This window comes from Mesorhizobium sp. M1006 (assembly GCF_040318825.1).
Taxonomy (GTDB): Bacteria; Pseudomonadota; Alphaproteobacteria; order Rhizobiales; family Rhizobiaceae; genus Mesorhizobium.
In genome coordinates, this window is sequence record NZ_JAMYMZ010000012.1 from 124,513 (window position 1) to 147,959 (window position 23,447).

A 23,447-nucleotide genomic window follows, 5' to 3' on the forward strand; every position below is an offset into this window, starting at 1 on the left:
GAAATGGCGGGGCCGGCGGCCCCGCCCGCGTTTCCAATTGCTTTGGACAGATGAGAGAGCCCATGAATTTCCACGTCGAACGGCTGCGCCAGAACATCGTCGTGCTTTCGGGCAACACCCACAGGCCGTCGAAGTCGCGGACGCTGGCGCATCATCTCGGCGAGGCGCTGCGCGAAAGATTGTCTGTCACAGTAAATTTCCTCGATCTTGTCGATGCCGGCCGTGGTCTGGGTGCTGCGTTTACGCGAAGGGAATTGACGCCGGAGGCGCTGAATGTGGTAAACGCGGTCGAACAGGCCGACGCGCTGATCGTCACGACGCCGGTCTACAACGGCTCCTATGCTGGCCTGTTCAAGCATCTGTTCGACCTCATCGATCCACTGGCGCTCGTCGACCGGCCGGTCCTGATCGGCGCGACGGGTGGTGGCCAGCGCCACGCGCTGGTAGTCGAACATCAGCTTCGCCCGCTGTTTGGCTTTTACTCCGCCCTGACGGTGCCGAGCGCCGTCTATGGCAGTGACAGCGACTTTGCCGACGGCAAGCTCGTAGATTCGCTGGTTCTGGCGCGGGCCGGGCAGGCCGTGGATCAATTCGTTGCCCTGCTTTCAGCGCGCCAGCCGAAGAGCCAACCGGTCCGGGCGGCTTCGGGCTGACGGATAAAGTGCCAAGGCAAGTGCCTGATAGGCGATATATGGCCAAGGCGCGGCCCGTAAGCACTCCGCATTTTGCGCCTGAATAATCCCGCGGGCGACAGGGTGCCGTCTAAATCCGAATTCTTTTTTAAGCGCGAGCTGATTTTAAGAATTCCATTGCTATCTAAGTCTATAATATCAGTGGACTTTAATCCAACGCTCTTTGAATAGGGCGGTCGAGGGGTTTGCCCTCTGTTCAAAAGGATTAAGGCTCCATGCGAAAACTTATTTCCGCCGCCCTTGTCGGGCTTGCCATAGCGGCCACATCCGCTGCAGCGCATGCCGACGACAAGAAAGTCGTCATCGCCTACCAGACCGGTGCCAATCCCTACAACCTCGGTATTGCCAACGGCGATCTTGCCAAGAAAACCGGCTGGAACATCGAATACCGCCGCTTCAATTCCGGTGCTGACATCTTTGCTGCCATCGCATCCGGCGACGTCCAGATCGGCGATGTCGGATCAAGCCCGTTCGCCGCAGCCGTCAGCAGGGGCATCGACGTGAAGGCCTTCTACATCTCCTCGGTCTCCCGTGACGGAGAAGCCCTGGTGGTGCGGCCCGATATCAAGTCGCCGGCCGACCTGCGGGGCAAGAAGCTCGCGGCCGCGCCAGTATCGACGGACCATTACCAGCTTCTCGCCGTCCTCAAGCAGGAAGGCATTTCGGAGAAAGAAACCCAGGTCATCGCCATTCCGCAGCCCGAAATCGTCGCTGCCTGGAAGCGCGGCGACATTGACGGGGCCTTCGTCTGGGATCCGGCACTCTCTGAACTCAAAAAGGACGGCAAGGTTCTGCTCACAGCCGGCCAGGTCGCCGACCGTGGCGCGCCGACCTTCAGCGCGCTGGTCGTGACCGGCGAGTTCGCCAAGGCCAATCCCGACTTCCTCGGCCAGTATGTCCGGCTGATCGACGGCTACAACACCGCCTACCTGAGCAACCCGGCCGCATGGGGACCGGACTCAGAGAGCGCCAAGCTGATCGCCAAATTGCAGGGCGGCACGGCGGCCGAGAATTCGGAGCAGTTGAAGACGACTGTGGTTCCGCCGCTCGACGAGCAGGTGTCCGACAAATGGCTGGGCGGTGGCGACAAGAGCGCCGTTGCGAAAATCCTCAAGGACACCGCAGGCTTCCTGAAGGACCAGCACAAGATCACCGCCATCAAGGACAGCTACGCCGCGTTCGCCGATCCGGAATACGCAGACGCTGCCAAGGCCTCGAACTAGAAATCACCTGACGAAATTCAGGTTCTGGCTGGCGGAATTCTCGCCAGCCAGACTGCTTGGAGGCCCACCATGCTTCGGATCCGCGATGCCAGCGTGACCTTTCCGGCCTCGGATGGCCAGGACGTACACGCGCTTGATCACGTCTCGCTCGATATCGCTCCAGATTCCATCGTTGTCGCGGTTGGTGCTTCCGGATGCGGCAAGTCGACATTGCTCAACGCGATCGCCGGCTTCCTGCCGCTCACCGAAGGCACGATCACACTGGACGGAAAAGAAATTGTCGCGCCCGGCGGCGATCGTGGCGTCGTCTTCCAGAAAGATACCTTGCTGCCCTGGGCCAATGTGCTGGACAATGTCGCTCTCGGCCTGAAATACCGAGGCGTGCGGCGCGGCGAACGCCATGAGCGATCGAGGCGTCTGCTGGAACTGGTCGGGCTCGCCGATTTCGCCGAAAAGCCGCCCTATGAACTGTCCGGCGGCATGCGCCAGCGAGTCGGCATCGCGCGGGCGCTGGCCACCGATCCGAAGATCCTGCTGATGGACGAGCCGTTCGGCGCCCTCGACAGCCTGACGCGCGAGACGATGCAGCAGCTTCTGGCCTCGGTCTGGGCCAAGACCGGCAAGCAGATCCTGTTCATTACCCATTCGATCGAGGAAGCCCTCACGCTCGGCACCACCATCGTTGTGATGTCGCCTCGACCAGGCCGCATCGTTGCCCGGTTCGACGCCGACTTCGTTCGCGACTTCGCTGAGAGCGGCGACATCGGGCCGATCCAGTCCCACCCGCGTTTCATCGAACTGCGGCAGGAAATCCGCTCGCTCATCCACCAGCCGGAAGGCGCCCGCACAGGAACCTTGCAATGACGCTCGCCGCCAATTCCGGAACCTCTTTTTCGTCTTCGATAGCTCAGCGCGCGCCGTCTCCCAAGACGCGCCGGTCCGCTTCGACAAGCACGCTCGGCATCAGCCTGGTCACCCTGGCGTCGCTCATCGCCTTGTGGTTTTTGGCCACGCGCTTCGGCTGGGCGTCGCCGCTGTTCCTGCCGTCGCCCGCCGAGGTACTGACCCAGTTCAGCGCCGTCTGGGCCGATGGCTATGCCAACGGTACGCTCCTCGAGCACACACTCGCCAGCCTCGGCCGCATCGCCGCGGCGCTCGGTGTCGGCATTTTCCTGGGCATTCCGCTCGGCCTGCTGATGGGACTCAATCGCTGGGTCAAGGGCATTTTCAGCGTTCCGATCGATCTCTACTGGGGTCTGCCGCCTCTGGCCTACCTGCCGCTGCTGATCATCTGGCTGGGCATCGGCGAAACGTCCAAGATCGTGCTCCTGTCGCTGTCGACCTTCGCCCCGATCTGTTTTGCCGCACAGGCCGGCGTCCGGTCGGTGCCGGCCGAACGCATCAATGCCGCGCTGTCGCTCGGTGCGAGCCGGCTGCAACTTTTCACCAGCATCATCCTGCCGTCCGCGTTGCCGGAAATCATGACCGGCCTGAAGATTGCCATCGGCGCCGGATTGTCCACGCTGGTAGCGGCCGAGCTGATCGCGGCCCAGTCGGGCCTCGGCTACATGATCATGTCGGCGGCCAATTTCCTCGCCACCGACGTCGTCTTCGTCGGCCTCATCGTCATCGCCATCCTTGCCTTCGCCTTTACCAGCGGCATGCGCTGGCTGGAGCATCGCCTCATCCCCTGGAAGGGCAAGATCTGACGCTTGCCTAGACATTCCGCAATCGCTGAAGGAAACAATCCGATGTCCAGCAACACCCGTCCGCTCGACCTCTACTGGTATCTGCCGACCCATGGCGATGGACCGTATCTCGGCACGGACGAGCGGCACCGCCCGGCAACCTTCGGCTATCTCAGGGAGATCGCCCAGGCTGCGGACCGGCTTGGCTTCAAGGGCGTGCTCCTGCCGACAGGAACGCGTTGCGAAGACGCCTGGATCGTGGCGGCCGGGCTGATCCCGCTCACCGAACGGCTGAGGTTCCTCGTGGCACTTCGGCCGGGCAGCGGAACACCGGCGCTGTTTGCGCGTCATGCGGCCACTCTGGACCGCATTTCCGGTGGTCGTGTCCTGCTCAATGTCGTCACTGGAGCCGACCCGGCCGATCTCGCCGGCGACGGCAACAAGCTCAGTCATGACGAGCGCTATGCACAGACCGACGAGTTCCTGACGATCTGGCGGCGGATCCTTTCGGGTGAGCCGGCGGATTTCGACGGCAAATATCTTTCCGCCCACGGCATCGACATTTCCTTCCCGCCGGTTCAGCGGCCGCATCCGCCACTCTGGTTCGGAGGCTCTTCGGATGCCGGCATCGCGATCGCCGCCAAGCACGTGGACACCTATCTGAGCTGGGGTGAACCGGTGGACCAGCTTGCCGAAAAGATCGGCCGCGTCAGACAGGCAGCAGCGGCGCAAGGCCGAACGATCCGCTTCGGCCTTCGCATTCACCTGATCGTACGCGAAACGGAGGATGAGGCGTGGGCGGCGGCCGACCGGCTGATCAGCCACGTCACCGACGACCTGATCGCCGAAGCCCAGAAGGGATTTGTCCATATTTCGGAATCCGTCGGCCAAAAGCGCATGTCGGCGCTGCATCAGGGCCGCCGCGACCGGCTGATCGTCGGCCCGAACCTGTGGGCGGGACCGGGGCTGGTGCGTGGCGGTGCGGGAACGGCCCTGGTCGGCAATCCCGACAATGTTGCCGCGCGCATTCGCGAGTATCAGGAGATCGGCATCGAAACCATCATCGCGTCCGGCTATCCGCATCTGGAAGAGGCGTTCAACGTCGCTGAATTGCTTTTCCCCAAACTCGGCCTGAATGGCGAAGCCGCACCCCAGGAGCGCAGCTGGGACGTCGAGTTCGGACGCCCCAAAGTCACCGCGTCCGCTTCGTGACGACCTGCCGACAGCGTTGGCCAGAGCGATGTCCTTTCGCTTCGCGACGGCGATCGGAGCGAGGCTGCGGCCAGGTCCAATGACATGGCTTTCGGGAATCGACCGAGAGCAACGAGCGTCCTGGCTAACCGCCGGATAAAGTTAGGATAGGCCATATCCGGCCGCTCAAGCGAGCTCGGCTGGCGTTATCCCAGGAGCCCTCCTGGGATAACTGCTATTGAGGCCGCGGCCGGTCCCTCCGACAGCCTCAGGCGGTAACGAGGTCGCTCACATCGGCCCCGGCACCATCTTGGTGGGCTGCTCCGGCATCGGGAACGCATAATTGTCGCATTTCACGTCCGGGTTCGTCGGGCTGAACATTCCGAGCGGGTTGTCCTTGAACAGCCAGGCGTGAAGGTCGTAGTGGTGGAACTCCTTCGGGATGAGCGGATAATGCCCCTCCATCGGCCCCTGGAATGTCTGGCCGAAGAGCTTCGGCGGCTCCTTGGTGTCGGGCGTCAAGGGCACGAGCCATTCCGCGCCGACCAGGCGCAATTCGCCGCCGACCGGCTCATAGATCAGCACATTGGGGCGCGTCGGATCCGCGGTCGGGCCGACAGTCGTGACGTTGACGAAATGGATGCCCATCGCGCCCTTCGGGTAGTCCATCGCCCCCTCTACCTTTTCACCGCTGTAGAAGACGCATCCTACCGTCGATAGATAAAGCTCGCGAATGGCAACCTTGTAGTCTTCATACCTGGACAGCGATTTACGCAGGGCATCGATCTCGGCTTTGTCGGGTTCGGCCGCCCGAGGCGTGGCGGCGTTCAGACACGCGCCAACGAGACCTGCCAAGGTGAGGATACCGACACGCCTGAGGTGAGTTGTTTTCATCATGCATTCCTCCCAGATTTTTTTCTTCTGGCCGTGCAGGACCGAGGCGGCAGTGATGCTGGACGCGCGGCCGTAATTGATCGCCTCATCCCGGTTGGGACTGCGTCGATGCTAATCCTTTCCGCTGATCGGGAGAATTAACCCTGACGACCTAGGCCCGAGAGAGCCGACGGTGCGGAGACGGACGGTCGGGCCCACTTTGGACCCCATGCACTAGCGCCGGCGCAGCAGGCTCCTCATCCGGTTGCGCAGCAGGCGCGCCATGTTGCGGGTTTCGCGGTAGAGGTGAAGCTGCGACGCCGCCTGGCGGGCGGGGCGGTCGGCGTCCGGCGTCAGCCCGATCACCAGCGTGCCCATCGGCTTGCGTTCGCTCCACAGCCGGCTCATCACCGGATGGTCGGGCACCGCGCAGGAATCGGTCATCATGATGTTGGGGTCGTCGAGATGCTGCCTGGTCACCTCGATCATCAGCAGCGTGCCCGGCGAATAGGCAGCGAGCGTCTCGTCATAGGCGGTCTTCCAGGTGTAGGCGACGCCGGCCTCGACGAAGACGACCAGGCAGGCGATGGTGCGGCCGTCGAGCGTCAGCGAATGGATGCGGCAAAGATCCTGTTCGGCCAGCCGGTGCACCGCTTCGCGGGCGAAGGCGGCGCGGTAGCGGTCGATGGCCATGGCGGTGCGCTCGCGGCCTTTCCAGCCGGCGGCCTCCAGTGTCAGGAAATTCTCGATGGCATGGCGGATCTCGTCCGGCCCGCGCGCCACGACATGCTCCAGCCGGCCGAGGTCGGCAAGGCGGCGCTTCAGGCGGCGGAACTCGCGATAATGGTGCGCGCGCAGCGAAGCTTTCAGATATTCCTCGCCATTGAGCTCGCTTTCGAGCACCGGGCGCTCGGCCTTGCCGGTGGTGACCAGCGTCAGGCCGCGCGTTTCGGCGACGCTGGCGAGCAGGCTCGCCACCGGGCCATCCAGCCTTATGTCGGGCAGCACGAAGACTTTCGGCAGTTTGAGATGCGGCCTGGACAGCATCGAGAAGAAATCCTCGATCACGCCGATCGGATCGTCGCGGTCGACCAGCGGCGTGCCGATCGGGCCGAACGGGCTCGACCAGGTGCGCATGACGGGAACTCCGAGCGGCACCGCCGGCCGCTCGACCGAGAACGGCACCAGCAGGCGCAGCCGGTTGCGATACTGGTCGCCGTCGCGGATGACGGCCAGCCGCACCTCACGGTCCTCGAGCCTGGGCATGGCCGGCGCCAGGAAGCGCGGATTGAAGAAGACGTTGGGCTCGATCGTGCGGGTACAGAGATAGTCGAGCTCCTCGACCAGGTCGAAGCCGGCGGAGGCCGGATAGATGGCAAGCTTGCGCTCGGGCCGGTTGTTGGCGAGGATCTCGACATGGGCGGGATCGGCTTCGCGGGCAAGCCCGGCAAGGCCGGACACCATGGCGCCGGCCGGGCCGCCGCTGGTTTCCTCGAGCAAGGGGACGGCAGCCATCAGGCGGCTCCTTTGGCGGGAACGAAAATGACCATGGCGATGCCGAGCTTGCGCCAGACCGTAAAGGACAGCGCGCCGGCCTCGAAGATCATGGCGAAGACGGTGGCCATCGCCGCGCCCCACAGGCCGAAGAGCGGGATCAGCACGACGCTAAGCGCGATGTTGAAGGCCAGCGTCATGGCATAGACGGCGGCACAGATATTCTGGTTGCCGCTCATGGTGAGCAGGCTTTCGCAAGGGCCGACGGCGGCCCGCGCGACGACGCCGAACACCAGCAGGAACAGCAGCGGATAACCGGCGGAAAATTCGGGGCCGAACAGGGTCAGCATCGGCTCGCCCAGGGCCAGCACCAGCAGCGCCATGACCAGCGACGGCCAGAAGGTCCACGACACGGTTTCGCGGGCAAAGGCGGCGAGCTTTTGCGGCTCGCCATGGGTGAACTGGGCATAGCGCTGGGCAACGCCGGCCTTGACGGCGAAATAGACGAAATGCACCAGTGCCAGCGTCTTGACCGTGGCGAAATAGACGGCGACGTCGTTGGGATCGAGATAGGCGCCGACCATCAGCACGTCGGCGTTGGTGAGCAGGAAGAAGAAGCTCTCGACCAGGAAGATCGGCAGCGAGACGATGAACCATTGGCCGAAATGCAATTTCATCGGTCCGGCCGGGATCCTTTTGTCGATGCGCGACGTCACGCCGATAAGCTGGCCGAGCGTGGTGGCATAGGTGGCGGTGATCGCGGCGAAGATCGCCGTTCTGGCGTCGGGCGCATAGCCCGCCAGGAGCATCAGCGCCATGAACGCCAGGATCAGCAGCGGCCGCACCAGGAATGTCGGCGACAGCGCAAACAGCGCCCAGGAATTGGCCCGCGCCAGCCCTTGCAGCAGGTCGGACATGGCGATCATCGGCAGGCAGATGATGCCGAGGATGAACGGCACGACATAGTAGTTTTCGATATAGGCCGACAGCAGCCAGACGCCGAGCGCGCCGAGGCCGGCGATCACGGTGGAGGCAATCAGCACGAACAGCCGGCTGGCCCGCACGATGCCGCGCAGTTCGGCCATCATGCCGCGCTCGCGATATTCGGGAATGAAGCGGATGATCGAGGTGTGGAAGCCGAGGCAGGCGAGATTGCCGACGATGACCATCGTCACCCACACGAGGACGAAAATGCCGTATTCGAACGAGCCCATCCAGCGCGCCATCAGGACCTGGCTGACGAAGGCGATGACGGCGCTGACGATGCGGACCGAAAAGGCGATCAGCGACATGCGGCCGGCCTCGCCGCGCGCGCCGGCGCTGAACAGGACGGCATCGATCAGGCCAAGCAGCGGCCTGATGCGCAGCGCAAGGCGCTGCGGCAGGAACCGCCCGGCTGTCGTCGCCGCGGAAAAGCGCACCCCGATCACACTCCGTTTTCCGCCAATTTACAGGGGTTGGGTGTAGCGGAGACACATTAAGAAACGGTTGGGTGGGGAGTTCCCTTCGCCCCGTCTCTATACGGGGAGAAGGTGCCGGCAGGCGGATGAGGGGCGGCGCTGGCTTTCGAAAATTTGCCTTGCCCTACCGTTGTTGCAGACGTTCTCAAAATAAAGCTTACTAACGAAGGTAGGGAGTCGCAAAGGTATAGACAAATTTTGCTTTAGGGGACAAAGTTCATTGCCCAATTTTGGATTGTGCGACGTTTTTCTGAAAAAATCAGTTGAGCTCATCCGCTTAGTTCACCCGACTGCCAGATGTCTAGATCGAACAACATTCGCGAAAAAATATTTGGCGGGGAAATGATTGAATTTACGCCGCAACTGCTCCACCTCCATACCCTAGAGTCTCTGTTGACAGATCTGGTTAGTGATCGGGCGGTTGCTATTGACGGTGACGTATTATTTGCGTTGGCCGATAACCGGGCACGCAGCGCTCTACAATGGTACCGGACGCGAGGCGCGGCAAATTGGATAGCCAACGTAAGTGCTGCGCACGCTGAACAATTGGTGGATGCAATTCTCGCTGAGCCGCCAGAAGTGGCGGCAATTCCGGCGCGCGCGGCTAATACCAACAATAGGCGTCTGACGTTGGTAAAGCTCGAAGCTCATAGGTTTGCGGGGCTTCACAAATTTGGAACTCCTGGCGCGCCTCCGCAAAACTATGTTCATGAATTTACAGCGCCGGTGACCCTGTTCGAGGGCCGCAACGGCTCCGGAAAGACCTCGCTAGCAAATGCCATTATTTGGGGTCTAACAGGTGAGATCCTTCGCCCACAGCGCGAGCCAGAAAGGGCGGATGTAGACTTCGATTGCTGGATAGCAAATGCAGATGGAGAGGACGGTGAAACGGCGCACCGGCTCTCCCCAGTTACCCCCATGCCAGATGTTTCTCAATTTCGGCCTGATCAGGGGTGGGTTCCAGCTGACACATGGGTTGAGTTGACCTTTGCTGACGAAGAAGGGGAAATATTGCCCCCTGTCCGCCGCATTCAGAGGCGAACCGCGCGAGGTGTCCTTGAGGAGATTCCGCCGGAGCTAGCTGGCCTCGCCATTGATCCGATAGCCGTGCGGATCGGGACAGTTATGCCAGGCCTTCTCCCACTCATCAAAGTTGGAAGTGAATCCGAACTAGGCCGGGCCGTCGCCGAGTTAACGGGCCTATCGGCGCTGGTAGACCTCGCCGGGCACGCTCTGCGCGCCAAGAACAAGATAAAGGAGTTTATTAAGGCCAAAACTAAGGAACTGGAGGGAATTGATCGGATTTACAGAACTGCGCGGGACGACTTTACTGCGGAGCTAAAGCCCTATCCGGCGCTCGTGCCGCCAAAGGCGATGCCGGAACCTTCTAGTGATGCGACTGCTGAAGAAACCCTTGACGAAATCACCGGGTATTTTGAAGCCACAAAGGCGACAGCCTATGAGTCCGTTCGCGATATCCTTGGTGAAGGGTTCGATCCCGTTGACCCCAAACGGAGCGCCGATCTTGAGACTTCGATTGCGCCCGCACTCAACGAAGTAGGTCAGCCCCAACGACTTCCCTCGATGGCAAGGTTGCGGGGTTTTCGCGAACTCTCGTCGGAGCAGCTAAGCACCGCCGAGACCAAAATTGCCGAGATAGTACGTGAGGCAAAGTTACTCGACGCTTTGGCGCGAGATCCATCGTCTGCGGCTCGTTCGCGCCTTTACGCTCATGTGGCTACTTGGATCGAAGAACATCCCGACGCTGTTCGCACTGAAGATCAGTGCGTTGTGTGTGGCGGCTCTCTGGTCGAAGCCCAGGACCCCGTCAGTGGCCGGCTTGTAAAGACGCATATTCACGAGGCTAGCCTGGACGCCTCGCTGATTGCCCAAACCCTAAATCGCTGGTCACAGATCGCTCTAGGTGAACTTAACAGCGTTCTACCCGAAGCATTGCAAGCTGAACTCAAACGCGATCTGCCGACTCATCCCATCGACCTCATACGCAAGGCTCTGGTCGATGAACTTTTCGCTCTTGACGCGTTCGGAGGCGAATTGGTCGCTCTCAAAAGTGAGACGGCCAAAGCCTTTGACGAAGTCGTCAAACAGAGCCCCGACCTCCCTGCCGCTACCCCGATCTCGCTTCCTGCGACTTGTGCGGCCCTCACGGAGGGATTGAAGCGTCTCGACTTGGCATTGCGTTTTGCCCGATGGCGACAAGAAAACGAGGTCTTCGCACGTCAAGTCTTTGAAAACGTCGTTGGTCGTAGGCGCAAAACGGGTGAGCTTCCAGAAAAGGTCACACTCATGGGCAAGCTCTTAGAGCTTGATGTCACTGTGAAAGGCGCGGAGCCAATTACCAAGGCCCTAGCAAAGTGCACTCGTTTGAAAGATGAAATCAAACTTCGGCGTGCTGCCGAAAAACGGATCGCCGAGTACGAAACCGCGGGCACCGCGCTCGTAAATCTTTCAAAGTTAGGCGAGTTGGCGGATCGGCAAGTCGATCAACTGCGTAAGACCCTCCGCACCGAAGCAGCGCTATGGCGGTCGCGAATTTATGTCAGCACGTTCCCCAGCACCGCACACGAGTTGGTCGACGCTTCTATGGGACGGAAGGGCAAACTCGATCTTGTTGTTCGTGCAGGTGGTGTGTCTGCGCCTGCACAGCACGTGACAAATGCGTCGGCGCTGCGGGCTAGTTTGGTTGGTTTCTTCTTTGCCTTTTGGGAGCATGTGCTGAAAACCCGTGGGGGTCTTAAGACCCTTTTGCTCGATGATCCGCAGGAATTGCTCGATGATGAAAATCGGCAACAGCTAGCCAACTCCTTTGGAACCCTTATCGAGCTAGGCGCACAGCTAATTGTTACGTCTTACGATAGGCGCTTTGCCGGCGTGGTTGCCCGGCTGCCGGTTCGTCCCGCTGTGGAACACCTTGCCGTTCATCCGGCTACGCTGAACCAACCTGTAGTTAGAACAACACCCCATCAGGCAGAGATCGAGGCTCGCAAGGAATTGTATGATAGAGACCGAAATGCTGAAGAGCCTGCTCGATCTTATGCGGACGGTTGCAGAGTTTTCTTTGAAGCAGCGTTGGGTGATGTGTTCGATGATCCCGCTCATTTGGTTTGGGCAAAAGCAAATCCCGATCCAACATTGAGAACCTTTGCAGATCGCCTGCGATCTTGCATAAAAGCCGGTCCGCAAGGGATGTTTGCGATGCAGGTGTTTTCAGACTTCATCTCGCACCCAGCGTTGGCCGAAGGCTCGCTCGTGCTGCAATTGATGAACAAAGCGCATCATGGGAATCGTCAGGAAATTCGTCCGGGGGAGGTTGCGCAATGTGCCGATGATCTTGGGCAACTCGTTGTGCTTACCGGGCGAATGTACGAGGAATGCGATCGATGGAAGCGCCGCGCGGCCATTTCACCAACCCCCACTGGGGCAGTTGACGTGCCGCCGGCCTTAGATCCGATGACGCCGCCGTCACTTAACCTGATAGTCTACCCTGATCTTGCGGCATTTACCCAACACTCTCCCGCCATGGGTTCGCAAGAGGCCACAGAACCGTTCGATCCTAAGCTATTGGTTGGAAAGGCTGTATTCTATCTACGTCGCCATAATTTTGGCTTTGCGGCTCCCCAAGGATCTCTAGCAATTGTCGAAGCGCAGCCCGGTCCGGTCCTCGACCGCCGTCTCGTCATCGCGCGTCACGGTCAGTCGATCTTCGCGCGCCGGTTCCTTCGCTCGAAGGGCTCGGACTTTATTGGGTTAACAGCGGAAGTTCCGGATCCTAGCGCAAGAAGTCCTTACACAGTATTTTTTCCTGAAGCAGAAGTTTCCGTCCATCAGGTTGCGGGTGTTTTGTTCGATCACGACATCAAAGTAGATCAAGGGCAGGATGAGGCCGTTCTCGTTGATGCATCTAAAGTTCTGGCTCGCGTTGAGGTCGGGTTTCGCGTTGTAGATGAGAGCGCTGTGCCGCTTGCTCTTCCAAAGCAGATAGTGCTCGGAGGGCCTTCAATCAGTCTTGCCGAAATTGGGCACCATGAGGGAACGTTGGTTGCGCTGGCTCTCGATAGCGGAGCCGGTATATTCAAGCGGATAGGGTCCGCTCTCCCCGGAAATCTCGCTCATCTGCGTCAATTCGAGAGCATAGGCGGTCTTGGTTCATCGGAAGTCCTATCTGTAGGAAAGGCGCAACCTGGCGTCCCACAAGTGCAACACGTGCGCCGAATAATCGGTGTGATCTATAACGGTTGAAGCTGGTGCGTGAGATCCGCTTGGCCAAAAAACCCTCCGGCCAGCCGCCCCCCTCAGGTGGGGAGATTGGCCAACGCCGGTGCTGCCCGTCATCCGCCCGTCGGGCACCTTCTCCCCGTAGAACGGGGAGAAGGAAGAGCCCCGCCTACGTCCCCTTCATCGCATCACATGAAACATTCGGGTTCATGTCGGCGAAGGCGCCGGTCGGGTTGCCCTTCCAGGCCCAGACATGCAGCTCGTAGAACGGACCGAGGCCATAGCGATTGGGCGCGCTGTTGAAGTTGAACAGATGTCCATCGAGCGAGGCCGGGCCTTTCGAGGTGATGTATTCGACCGCGATCAGTTTTAGCGTGCCGTCGGCCATCGGCTCGTACATCACCGCTTCCGGCTTGGCGACATCGACAGCGTCGTCCTTGAGGTAGCCGGGATTGACGTAATGGATGCCCATGGCGCCGCCGGTGATGCCGCTGGCGCAGGGGATTGGCGCGTAGCCCTCAGCGGTCGCCGCCGCCACATTCTCGAAGCGGCTGTTGGCGGCGCGTACCTTGTCGGCCAGCGGATTGCCGTCCTTTGCCTGGGCAGCGGTGGCGGCGATCGACAGGATGGCCAGGGCGGCAAGGCGCCCGGTGCAAAGATTGATGTTCATGTTCTCTCCGGTTGTTTGAGGACGCGCACCGATCGGGTCTGCTCAACGCTGCGGCGTCCGTTGGAACTTTGCGAAACAGGTCGCTCGTCCTGTTTTCATGTCGGCCGCAATGATGCGGCCGGTTGCACGGCTTGTCTCAGCCCGTCCAAACGGCGCGGCGTACTAATAGTCCCACCAATAATATTCCCAGTATTCGCGCCGCTGCTCGCGTTCGGGCAGTCCGATGTCCTGCCTCAGATAATCGTCTTGCGGGGGCAGCCGGCGCCGCCTGCCCAGCAGACGCGAAGGCAGCGCCGCCGCGATCCGCCATAGACGGCCAAGCAGGGAACCGCCGGGGTTTCCCACGACAGGCGCCGGTTCGCCGACCGGCATGCCATCAGGCATGTCGCAATTGCCGCGAATGGCAGTTTGATACTCATCCTTTTGTCCGCCACTTGGGGTTTGCCTGCCATCAACGGTAAAAGTAGGGGTCAAGAACCCGCACCTCCGTGATCTTGTCGACAGGCAGCGAATTCTTCTGGGCGGTGCTGCGGATCGCCTCGGGCGAGGGCGCGTCGTAGATGCAGAAGCTGCGCTTCTTGTCCGGCGACACGTAGGACTGCAGCCAGGTAACGCCCTTTTCGGCATTGCGCATGACGACACCGCCCAGCGCGTCGGCGCCGGCTTCGTTCATCGGCACGTTGAGGCCGTCCGGGAATGTGCGTTCAATCAGATAGCGAGGCATGGAAGCCTTCCTTTCTCCAGTGGGTCACGCCCGGTTTGAGCGCGGCTCGACATTGATCACGCCCGGCAAGAGCGCACATCGGAGCCTTTCCCCATTTTTGGCGGGACGATTCCCTATGTTGGCAGCGTTATGAGCGGGGGATATGTTGGCGGGTCCATCGCGGGTCCGCCTTTTCGGCGAACTCGATCTGCGTGAGCGAATGATGCTTCTGGAACGGCAGAAACAGCTGGAGCGACTCGACGGGCTGCTGGCCGATGCCGGGCGCGGCCGTGGCTGCGTCGCGGTGCTTGCTGGCGAGGCCGGGGCCGGCAAGACCGCGCTTGTCGAGGCCTTCATCGACCGGACTGCGCAAGCCACGCGCATATTCCGCAGCGCCTGCGAGGATCTGTCGATACCCGATCCGCTCGGGCCGCTTTACGATCTGGCGCGGGACGCGCAATGGGCGCTGCCGCAGGCGATCGATCATCGGCAGGGACAGAGGCTGCCGCTGTTTTCGGATGCGCTCGACATCTTCGAGACAAAGGCGCAGCCGACCCTGCTGGTGATCGAGGACTTGCACTGGGCCGATGATGCGACGCTCGATTTCGTCCGCTTTCTCGGCCGGCGCATTGCCAACAGGCATCTCTTGCTGCTGCTGACGGCGCGCACCGATCGCAGCGAGGGACAGATGCGGGTGCGCCGCGCGCTCGGCGAGATACCGGCAGGCAGCGTCGCGCGCATCGACGTGCCGCTGCTCAGCGAGTCGGCGGTGCTGTCGCTGGCCGAGGCGGCGGGGCGTGATGGCGACGCCATCTACCGGGCGACGGCGGGCAACGCCTTTTTCGTCACCGAACTGTTGTGCAGCGGATGCGAGGAAAAAACGGCGCTGCCGGCAAGCGTGCGCGACGCGGTTCTGGCGCGCGCCGAGCGCCTGTCGGCCGGCGCCCGCGCGATGCTCGACGCGGTGTCGGTGTTCCCGCGGCGGGCCGATGCCTGGGCGTTGCGGGGCCTATGCGGCGTCGCCAGCGCCGGCCAGCTTGCCGAATGCGTCGCCAACGGCTTGCTGGAGGATCTGGGCGATGGCTATGCGTTCCGGCACGAGATCGCCCGCCGCGCCATCGAGGCGATGCTGACGACGAGCCACCGGCGGCAGTTCAACCAGCGCGCCCTGGCCGCCCTGCTCGAAAACAGTGAGGTTTCCACCGGCCGCCTGGTGCATCACGCGGTGGAGGCGCACAATCTGCAGGCAGTGCGCGAGCTGGCCCCGGTTGCGGCGCGCGAGGCCTCCCGCGTCGGCGCCCATCGCGATGCGGCCGGCTTCTATGAAGCCGTGTTGCGGCAGGCCGACGGCCTGCCGGTGGAGGAGCGCACGGCGCTCCATGAGAAATATGCCTTCGAGTGCCACCTCATCGGCAAGATCGACGAGGCCATCGCCGCGCAGGACCAGGCGCGCCGGCTGCATCAGGCCCAGGGGAACACGGCGAAGGAAGGGGATTGCCTCAGGTGGCTGTCGCGCCTTGCTTACCTGCTTGGCGACCGCATGGCTGCCGATGCCCTTGGCGAGCAGGCGGTTCAGCTGCTGGAGACCGCGCCGGCCGGGCCGGAGCTCGCCATGGCCTATTCCAACCTCTCGCAACTGGCGATGCTGGCCGAAAGGCTCGACGACACGCTGCGGCTCGGCAACAAGGCGATTGCGCTCGCCGAACAACTGAACCGGCCCGACATCGTCTGCCACGCGCTCAACAATGTCGGCAGCGCCGAGCAGTGGCTGGATCTGGCAAACGGACGGCTGCACCTTGCTCGCAGCCTGGAGATCGCGCTGGAGCAGAATTTTCAGGAACATGCGGCGCGCGCCTTCACCAACAGCGCCTGCAGCGAGATGAACCAGCTCGGCTTCGCTGAGGCGCGGTCGTTCCTCGATCGCGGCATCAACTATTGCGTCGAAAACGATCTCGTCACCTGGCGCGACTATATGCGCGGCGTGCTGGCCCAGTTGCTGCTGCGCCAGGGGCAATGGGAAGAGGCTGCCGGCGAGGCACTCGAGGTGATCGCCAACGACCAGGCGACGATGCTGGTCCGCTATCCCGCCGTGGTCGCCCTGGCAAAGCTGCGGATACGGCGCGGCGACCCGTCCGCCGAGCCGCTTTTTGCCGAAATGACGCAGTTCCTGGACAAGGGATTGGAATTGCAGCGGCTGGCGCCCTATGCGGCGCTGATGGCCGAACGGGCGTGGCTCGGCCAGGCTGACAAGGATGAGGCGCTCGGCCTGATCGCACTGGCTGAGAGCTTGTCGACGACGCGGGCGGGTTTCGGCGAGCTGGCGACGTGGCGGCAGAAGCTGGCGCCGGACATGGATCCAGGCGACACCATCGGCATGGCTGCGCCCTACCGGCTGCTGCTCGCCGGCGACTGGCGGGCGGCGGCAGAACTATGGGCCGAGATAAACGCGCCCTACGAACGCGGGCTTGCGCTGGCGCAGGGTAACGAGACCGCGCAGCGTCTGGCGCTGGAGATTTTCGAAAGCCTCGGCGCCCGGCCCGTCGCCCTTCACCTGCGCGATATCATGCGCCGCAACGGCGTCAACGGCATCGCAAGGGGGCCGCGCCGAACTACGCGCGCCAATCGCGCCGGCCTGACCCAGCGCCAGATGGAGGTGCTGCAACTGATCGAGCGCGGCTTCTCCAACAAGCGGATCGCCGAGCAGCTGACCATCTCGCCGAAGACGGTCGATCACCACGTCTCGGCGGTTCTGGGCAAGCTGGACGCGGTTTCGCGCGGCGAAGCCACCGCCGCGGCGCGCGATTCGGGGTTGATTTGAGAAGCGAATAAATCAAAGGCCGGCGGGACAGCGCCCCCCCTCTGGCCTGCCGGCCATCTCCCCCTCAGGTGGGGAGATCGGCTAGTCGCAAGCGCCGGCGCTGCCCCTCATCCGCCCTTCGGGCACCTTCTCCCCGTGAACGGGGCGAAGGAAAGCAGTGCCTTACGCAAACGCCCCATGACAATGCTTGTATTTTTTCCCTGACCCGCACGGGCAAGCCTCGTTGCGGCCGACCTTGCCCCAGGTCGCCGGGTTCTTCGGGTCACGGTCTTCGGGGGCGACGATGGCGTTGGTCTCCTGGCGGACCAGCACGGCCGTCTCGCCGCCTTCGAAATCGTCCTCGCCGGTGAAGCCGTCGATGTGGCTGCCGAACATGTCGGGGGCCTCGGGCGGCGGCGCTTCCGCCGCCTGGCGGACCAGTTCGACGCGCATCAATTGCGCGGTGACGGCCTGGCGCAGATTGCCCAGCATCGCCTGGAACAGCTCGAACGCTTCGCCCTTGTACTCCTGCAGCGGATCGCGCTGCGCATAGCCGCGGAAGCCGACGACCGAGCGCAGATGGTCGAGATTGACGATGTGCTCGCGCCACAGATGGTCGAGCGTCTGCAGCACCACCGAGCGCTCGACATAGGTCATCACGTCGGGGCCGAAACGCTCGGCGCGCTCCTTGGCGGCGGCCTCGGCTGCCTGGCTGACGCGCTCGCGGATGTCGTCCTCGGCGATGCCCTCTTCCTTGACCCAGTCCTCGACCGGCAAATCGAGGTTGAGGAATTCGGCGATCTCGGCCTTGAGGCCGGCGACGTTCCACTGCTCGGCATAGGCATTTTCGGGAATGTTCTTGGCGACGATCTCCTCGATGACGCCTTCGCGCATCTCGGTGATGGTCTCGGACAGGCCCTCGCCGTCCATCAGCTCGATGCGCTGCTCGAACACCACCTTGCGCTGGTCGTTCGAGACGTCATCGTATTTCAAGAGGTTCTTGCGGATGTCGAAGTTGCGCGCCTCGACCTTCTTCTGCGCCTTTTCCAGCGCCTTGTTGATCCACGGATGGATGATCGCCTCGTCTTCCTTGAGGCCGAGCTTCTGCAGCATGCCGTCCATGCGCTCGGAACCGAAGATGCGCATCAGGTCGTCCTGCAGCGACAGGAAGAATTTCGACCGGCCGGGATCGCCCTGGCGGCCCGAGCGGCCGCGCAACTGGTTGTCGATGCGGCGCGATTCATGGCGTTCGGTGGCCAGCACGTAGAGGCCGCCGGCGGCGAGGGCCTTTTCCTTCAGCCGGGCGATGTCGTCGCGGATTTCCTTTTCCCTGGCCTCGCGCTCGGGGCCGGCTGGCATGTCGCCAAGCTCCTCGGCGATGCGCATGTCGGCATTGCCGCCGAGCTGGATGTCGGTGCCGCGGCCGGCCATGTTGGTGGCAATGGTGATGGCGCCGGGCTTGCCGGCCTGGGCGACGATCGCCGCCTCGCGCTCGTGGTGGCGGGCGTTCAGCACCTCGAAATCCTTAAAACCTTCCTTGCGCAGGCGTTCGGCCAGCTGCTCGGACTTCTCGATGGAAGTCGTGCCGACCAGCGTCGGCTGGCCCTTGGCGCGGGCTTCCTTGATTTCCTTGACGATCGCCTTGTATTTCTCCTCGACCGTCCGGTAGACCTCGTCGTCTTCGTCAATGCGGATGACCGGCAGGTTGGTCGGGATCTCGGTGACGTCGAGATTGTAGATGTTGGCGAATTCCTCGGCCTCGGTCAGCGCCGTGCCGGTCATGCCGGCGAGCTTCTTGTAGAGGCGGAAATAGTTCTGGAAGGTGACCGAGGCGAGCGTCTGGTTCTCCGGCTGGATCGCCACATGCTCCTTGGCTTCGAGCGCCTGGTGGAGGCCTTCCGAATAGCGGCGGCCGGGCATCATGCGGCCGGTGAACTCGTCGATGATGACGATCTCGCCGTTGCGTACGATGTAGTCCTTGTCCCGCTGGAACAGCCGGTGCGCCTTCAGCGCGTTGTTGACGTGGTGGACGATGGCGACGTTCTCGACGTCGTAGAGCGACTCGCCCTTGAGCAGACCCGCATCGCGCAGCATGTTCTCCAGCTTCTCGGTGCCTTCCTCGGTGAAGATCGAGGTCTTCTGCTTCTCGTCGATCTCGTAGTCCTGCGGCTGCAGCTGGATGATGAAGGTGTCGATGGTGTTGTACATTTCCGAACGGTCCTCGAGCGGACCGGAAATGATCAGCGGCGTGCGCGCTTCGTCGACCAGGATGGAATCGACCTCGTCGACGATGGCGTAGCTGTGACCGCGCTGCACCATCTGGGCGCGCTCGTATTTCATGTTGTCGCGCAGATAGTCGAAGCCGAGCTCGTTGTTGGTGGCGTAGGTGACATCGGCGGCGTAGGCGACGCGGCGCTCCTCGTCGGACAGGCCGTGGACGATGACGCCGACCTTAAGGCCGAGGAATTTGTAGACGCGGCCCATCCATTCGGAGTCGCGCGTGGCCAGATAGTCGTTGACGGTGACGACATGGACGCCATTGCCGGCGAGCGCGTTGAGGTAGACCGGCAGCGTCGCCACCAGCGTCTTGCCTTCGCCGGTGCGCATCTCGGCGATGCCGCCATTGTGCAGCACCATGCCGCCGATCAGCTGCACGTCGAACGGCCGCATGCCGAGCACGCGGCGGGCGGCCTCACGCACGGTGGCGAAGGCCGGCACCAGGAGGTCGTCGAGACTGGCGCCGTTGGCGATGTCCTGGCGGAATTTGTCCGTGCGGGCCTGAAGCTCGGCGTCGGAAAGCGCCCGCATCTCGTTTTCCATGGCATTGATCGCCTCGACGCGCGGCCGGGTCGATTTGACCCGACGATCGTTGGAGGAGCCGAAAACCTTACGGGCGAGACCGCCGAGACTGACCATCCAATGGCCCTTTCGATAGCATTCCAAGTCGTTGCGACAGGCGCCGGCTGGCCCCATCAACTCCACGTGAACGCGGACAAACGCAAAAAGCGCCCGGAAAACGGTTCTGGACGCAAAGTCGTTGGACAGATAAGAGGGGGCTCATTCGATGTCAACGCCGCGCTCGCCCTGTCGACCGCGCCAAATTCCGCCACAATCTTGCTGGTCTGGAAGCCATTCCGCTCTAGCTACCCCGCTTTGGAGATAATCGTAATGTCAGTATTGTTCCGCCGCGCGTCGCTCGCCAGCCTTGGTCTGGCATTCGGGCTATCGGCCCTCTCGCTGTCGCCGCTGATGGCACAGGAGGCCGCCCCTGCCCAGCCGGCAGCACCCGCTCCGGCGGCCAAGCCGGTCGATCCGAACGCCGTGGTCGCCACCATCAACGGCCAGACGCTGACCGAGGCAGACCTTGGGCTTGCCGAGGGCGAGCTGTCGCAGCAATTCGCGCAGCTTCCGCCCGAGCAGCGCCGCGCCGCGGCGCTGTCGGCGGCGATCGAAATCCGCGTGATGGCGGCCCAGGCGGTGACCACCGGCCTCGACAAGGATCCCGACTTCCAGCGCCGCATGGCCTTCCTGCAGCAGCGCGCGCTGCATGGCGAAATGGTCGAGAAGGGCGTCGTCGACAAGGTTACCGATGCCGAGGTCCGCGCCCGCTACGACCAGGAAATCGCCAACACGCCGCCCACCAATGAGGTGCACGCCCGTCACATCCTCGTGAAGACGAAGGAAGAGGCAGACGCCATCATCAAGCAGCTCGACGGCGGCGCCGACTTCCAGAAGCTTGCCAACGAGCACACCAGCGATCCGAGCGGCAAGACCAGCGGCGGCGATCTCGGCTGGTTCGGACCTGGCCAGATGGTGCCGGAATTCGACAAGGCCGTGTTTGCGCTGGCGGTCGGCAAATATACCGACCAGCCGGTGCAGTCGCAGTTCGGCTGGCATGTCATCAAGGTCGAGGACAAGCGCACCAAGCAGCCGCCGGCGTTCGACCAGGTCAAGGACCAGGCGCGCCAGGCGGTCATCCGCGACAAGTATTTCGCGCTGGTCAAGTCGCTGCGCGCCAACGCCAAGGTCGACATCCCCGATGCGAACCTGAAGAAGACGGTCGACGCACTGGAAAGCGCCAAATAGGGCTAGACTAGATTGAGCTACGACAGGGCGCGCTGCCGCCCTGTCGCTTCTATTTGGTAGGGCGAGCGATGATGCGTCGACGCCGCCGCCGGACCGCCGTGGCGTCGCCGGCATCGTCAGCGACTATGCCTTTCAAGACATAGCCGACCGCCCTGCGCAGCGTTGCTTCGTCCTCGTCCAGGCGGTTCGTCAGAAGATGCGTCCAGGCGAACGAGGCAATCAGGTCGGCGACGACAGTGGCATCGACGTCGGCTGCCACCTCTCCCCTTGCCTTGGCGCGTTCGACCATCTGGCCGGTGTGGACACGACGCCCTCTTGCGTATTCGGCGAGGGCGGCGGCGGCTTTTTCGTCCGACTGCGCCTCGGCAATCAGCGATCTGAACACGCTACCCGACGACGTGTCGCGCCAATGCGCGAACAAGCTCTTCAGGAAGCCGACGAGATCCTCCGCAAGGTTCCCGGTGTCGGGATTGTCGACGCGCTTTTGCCGTTGATAAACGTCGAGCAGCAGGGCGGCCTTGCTTGGCCACCAGCGATAGATCGTCGGTTTTCCGGCGCGTGCGCGGCGCGCCACCGCCTCGATCGAGAAGCCGGAATAGCCAGCTTCGACCAGTACCGCCTCGGCGGCATCGAGAATGGCATCGGCGCTTTCCGGGCTGCGCCGTGCGCCAGCCGACTTGCGCCCGGGATCGGTGATTTCGCCCATCTTTTCTTCCTTACCCGCGATTTCAGCAGCCATCATATACAACTCTTGACGAAACGGAACGATCCGTTTTATATGTAACGGAACGTTCCGTAACGATAAGGAGAGTTTGATGAACTCGACCGCCGTGACCCGCTTTTCGCGCCTGCGCTTCGCCCTGCTTGTGCTGCTCGGCGTGTATCCGCTGATCACTGCCATTCTGTATGTGGTTTTTCCGCTGACGCAGGAATGGCAAATCTGGCAGCGTACGCTGGTCATCGCGCCGCTGATGGTCTCGATCATGATCTGGGGACTGATTCCGGGCGTGCAGCGGGCGTTTCGCGGGTTCATCAACCCAGCGGTCCGCTGATGTTCATTCCAGCGCTTGCGACGTTTCCGACGCAACGCGCCACGCGCCATCGGCCAGCACGAGTTCCAGCGTCACCCGCGCCTTGCCGGTCAGGCGCTGCGCCGATTTGTCCTTCGGCACATAGTCGTAGCGCATGGCGAAAACCGCATCGGCACGGTCCTTGCCGTGCGGCGTCACCTCAAGGCTGCCGGGCTCGAGACCGAACGACCATGACGCCCATTGCGCGAACCAGTCGGTCTTGACCTTGACGATCGCCTCGCTGTCGTAGCGCGTGCCGTAGATGATGGCCGACGCACCGTAGAGCCGCTTGACGGTTTCGCGCATTCTCTTGGCATCAGGCGCCAGATAGTCCTCGCGCAGAAACTGCTCGATGGCGCTCTTGTCGCCGACGGAGCGTTCGAGCGCAGCCACCTGCGACGCGGGAGCCGGGCTGACAGCCGGTTTCGGTTGCTGGGCAGTGTCTGCGCCCGGAACGAATTCGAAACGCTCGAGCAGCGACCCCTGCTCCCAGGGACGCTGCGCCTCGCGCGTTGCGGAAACGACGTCGCGGCGCACCGCGATCATCATGTCGTTGATGCTCTGTCCGGGCTCGGCCATATGCCGCAAAAGTGCCGCCGCAAAGGGCGAGTTGCGCCCCGTCCCGTCCATTGCGACGGCGCCGGGCGCCGTCGAGAAGGCGATGAACGAGCCGCGTGTCGACTCGAACTGGGCAAGACCGGCGAGAGCCGTCGCCGAGCGCGTCGTGGTGCTGCGGCTGAGACTTCGGGCAAACGGGTTGTTGCGGCAGGCATCGAGGAAGACCAGGCTGACCTTGGTCTGCTGCTCCATGATGTCGAGAACCTCGTCGATCGGCACCGCCTCGAGCTGCAGCTTGACCGGCATGTCCAGCCGGGCGTCGACCGGCACGATGAAGTTGCGCCCGTCGACCTGCAGGCCGTGGCCGGCATAGTAGAACAGCCCGGCACCGGCGCCTTGCAGCGCATCGGAGAATTCGCCGATCTTGCGTTCGAGCTCGCGCTTGCCGAGATCGTTGCCTTCGATCACCTCGAAACCGATGGCGCGCAGCTTGTCGGCGATGTCGAGCGCATCGTTGACGGGATTGGCCAGCGTGCCGGCTTCGGCGTAGCTGCCGTTGCCGACCACAAGCGCCACGCGCCGCGCCGTCTGCGCATCGGCGCGCAGCAGCAGAAAGCCCAGAAACGCCAGTGCCAAGACCACAAGCCTGCCCATGGGGTAGGATCATAGCGCTATCGGTCGCAGCGACGCCAACAAATTTGCAACA

18 protein-coding genes are annotated in these 23,447 nt (G+C 62.6%); 9 read left to right on the forward strand and 9 right to left on the reverse strand.

Annotated features, from left to right (window positions below; genetic code table 11):
* Positions 1–62: 62 nt before the first annotated feature.
* The 5 genes from msuE (at position 63) to ssuD (ending at position 4,815) form a co-directional block, all read left to right on the forward strand.
* Positions 63–653, forward strand: a complete 591-nt coding sequence (msuE, locus tag NKH60_RS14470; protein ID WP_352471353.1) for an FMN reductase — start codon at positions 63–65, stop codon at positions 651–653.
* Between the two features lie 254 nt (positions 654–907).
* Positions 908–1,915 carry a taurine ABC transporter substrate-binding protein gene (gene tauA, locus NKH60_RS14475; protein WP_352471352.1) on the forward strand — a complete coding sequence of 336 codons (1,008 nt, stop codon included), beginning with the start codon at positions 908–910 and terminating at the stop codon, positions 1,913–1,915.
* A gap of 69 nt (positions 1,916–1,984) precedes the next feature.
* On the forward strand, positions 1,985–2,779 hold the full coding sequence (locus NKH60_RS14480) for a taurine ABC transporter ATP-binding protein (RefSeq protein WP_352471351.1): 795 nt from the start codon (positions 1,985–1,987) through the stop codon (positions 2,777–2,779).
* A complete protein-coding gene (locus tag NKH60_RS14485; protein ID WP_352542466.1) occupies positions 2,776–3,624 on the forward strand; it encodes an ABC transporter permease subunit in 849 nt (282 codons plus the stop codon). Before NKH60_RS14480 ends, NKH60_RS14485 begins: the two co-directional genes overlap by 4 nt.
* Before the next feature lie 42 nt (positions 3,625–3,666).
* On the forward strand, positions 3,667–4,815 hold the full coding sequence (ssuD, locus tag NKH60_RS14490; protein WP_352831693.1) for an FMNH2-dependent alkanesulfonate monooxygenase: 1,149 nt from the start codon (positions 3,667–3,669) through the stop codon (positions 4,813–4,815).
* Between the two features lie 267 nt (positions 4,816–5,082).
* On the opposite strand, the gene NKH60_RS14495 is transcribed toward ssuD, so the two are convergent.
* The 3 genes from NKH60_RS14495 to NKH60_RS14505 all read right to left on the reverse strand — a co-directional run bounded on the left by NKH60_RS14495 (position 5,083) and on the right by NKH60_RS14505 (position 8,582).
* Complete coding sequence (locus NKH60_RS14495; protein ID WP_352831695.1) at positions 5,083–5,691, reverse strand: hypothetical protein; 609 nt, start codon at positions 5,689–5,691, stop codon at positions 5,083–5,085.
* Between the two features lie 210 nt (positions 5,692–5,901).
* Positions 5,902–7,182, reverse strand: a complete 1,281-nt coding sequence (locus tag NKH60_RS14500) for a GNAT family N-acetyltransferase (protein ID WP_352831697.1) — start codon at positions 7,180–7,182, stop codon at positions 5,902–5,904.
* Entirely contained in the window at positions 7,182–8,582 is a 1,401-nt protein-coding gene (locus NKH60_RS14505) for a lipopolysaccharide biosynthesis protein (RefSeq protein WP_352872568.1), read from the reverse strand. Before NKH60_RS14505 ends, NKH60_RS14500 begins: the two co-directional genes overlap by 1 nt.
* A gap of 381 nt (positions 8,583–8,963) precedes the next feature.
* On the opposite strand from NKH60_RS14505, the gene NKH60_RS14510 reads away from it, so the two are divergent.
* The gene (locus tag NKH60_RS14510) at positions 8,964–12,881 is read left to right on the forward strand and encodes an ATP-binding protein (protein ID WP_352872546.1); all 3,918 of its coding nucleotides are present in this window, start codon (positions 8,964–8,966) and stop codon (positions 12,879–12,881) included.
* A gap of 145 nt (positions 12,882–13,026) precedes the next feature.
* On the opposite strand, the gene NKH60_RS14515 is transcribed toward NKH60_RS14510, so the two are convergent.
* From NKH60_RS14515 to NKH60_RS14525, 3 genes are all read right to left on the reverse strand, one after another.
* Positions 13,027–13,527 carry a hypothetical protein gene (locus NKH60_RS14515; protein WP_352831704.1) on the reverse strand — a complete coding sequence of 167 codons (501 nt, stop codon included), beginning with the start codon at positions 13,525–13,527 and terminating at the stop codon, positions 13,027–13,029.
* 162 nt (positions 13,528–13,689) lie between these two features.
* Positions 13,690–13,911, reverse strand: coding sequence for a hypothetical protein (locus tag NKH60_RS14520; RefSeq protein WP_352683007.1), 222 nt, complete (start codon positions 13,909–13,911; stop codon positions 13,690–13,692).
* 67 nt (positions 13,912–13,978) lie between these two features.
* A complete protein-coding gene (locus NKH60_RS14525) occupies positions 13,979–14,251 on the reverse strand; it encodes a DUF4242 domain-containing protein (protein ID WP_023677971.1) in 273 nt (90 codons plus the stop codon).
* Between the two features lie 142 nt (positions 14,252–14,393).
* Between NKH60_RS14525 and NKH60_RS14530 the strand changes: the two genes are divergently transcribed.
* The gene (locus tag NKH60_RS14530) at positions 14,394–17,048 is read left to right on the forward strand and encodes a helix-turn-helix transcriptional regulator (protein ID WP_352831706.1); all 2,655 of its coding nucleotides are present in this window, start codon (positions 14,394–14,396) and stop codon (positions 17,046–17,048) included.
* Positions 17,049–17,210: 162 nt separating this feature from the next.
* Here the strand turns inward: NKH60_RS14530 and secA are convergent, their stop codons facing one another.
* A complete protein-coding gene (gene secA / locus NKH60_RS14535) occupies positions 17,211–19,943 on the reverse strand; it encodes a preprotein translocase subunit SecA (protein ID WP_352617241.1) in 2,733 nt (910 codons plus the stop codon).
* Between the two features lie 252 nt (positions 19,944–20,195).
* Between secA and NKH60_RS14540 the strand changes: the two genes are divergently transcribed.
* Positions 20,196–21,113 carry a peptidylprolyl isomerase gene (locus tag NKH60_RS14540; protein ID WP_352456658.1) on the forward strand — a complete coding sequence of 306 codons (918 nt, stop codon included), beginning with the start codon at positions 20,196–20,198 and terminating at the stop codon, positions 21,111–21,113.
* Between the two features lie 49 nt (positions 21,114–21,162).
* Here the strand turns inward: NKH60_RS14540 and NKH60_RS14545 are convergent, their stop codons facing one another.
* A complete protein-coding gene (locus NKH60_RS14545; RefSeq protein ID WP_352821662.1) occupies positions 21,163–21,819 on the reverse strand; it encodes a TetR/AcrR family transcriptional regulator in 657 nt (218 codons plus the stop codon).
* A 109-nt stretch (positions 21,820–21,928) separates the two neighbouring features.
* Here NKH60_RS14545 and NKH60_RS14550 point away from each other — a divergent pair, with 109 nt between their 5' ends.
* Entirely contained in the window at positions 21,929–22,165 is a 237-nt protein-coding gene (locus NKH60_RS14550) for a putative antibiotic biosynthesis monooxygenase (RefSeq protein ID WP_352471336.1), read from the forward strand.
* A gap of 3 nt (positions 22,166–22,168) precedes the next feature.
* Here the strand turns inward: NKH60_RS14550 and NKH60_RS14555 are convergent, their stop codons facing one another.
* Complete coding sequence (locus tag NKH60_RS14555) at positions 22,169–23,395, reverse strand: caspase family protein (protein WP_352831707.1); 1,227 nt, start codon at positions 23,393–23,395, stop codon at positions 22,169–22,171.
* Positions 23,396–23,447: the final 52 nt, after the last annotated feature.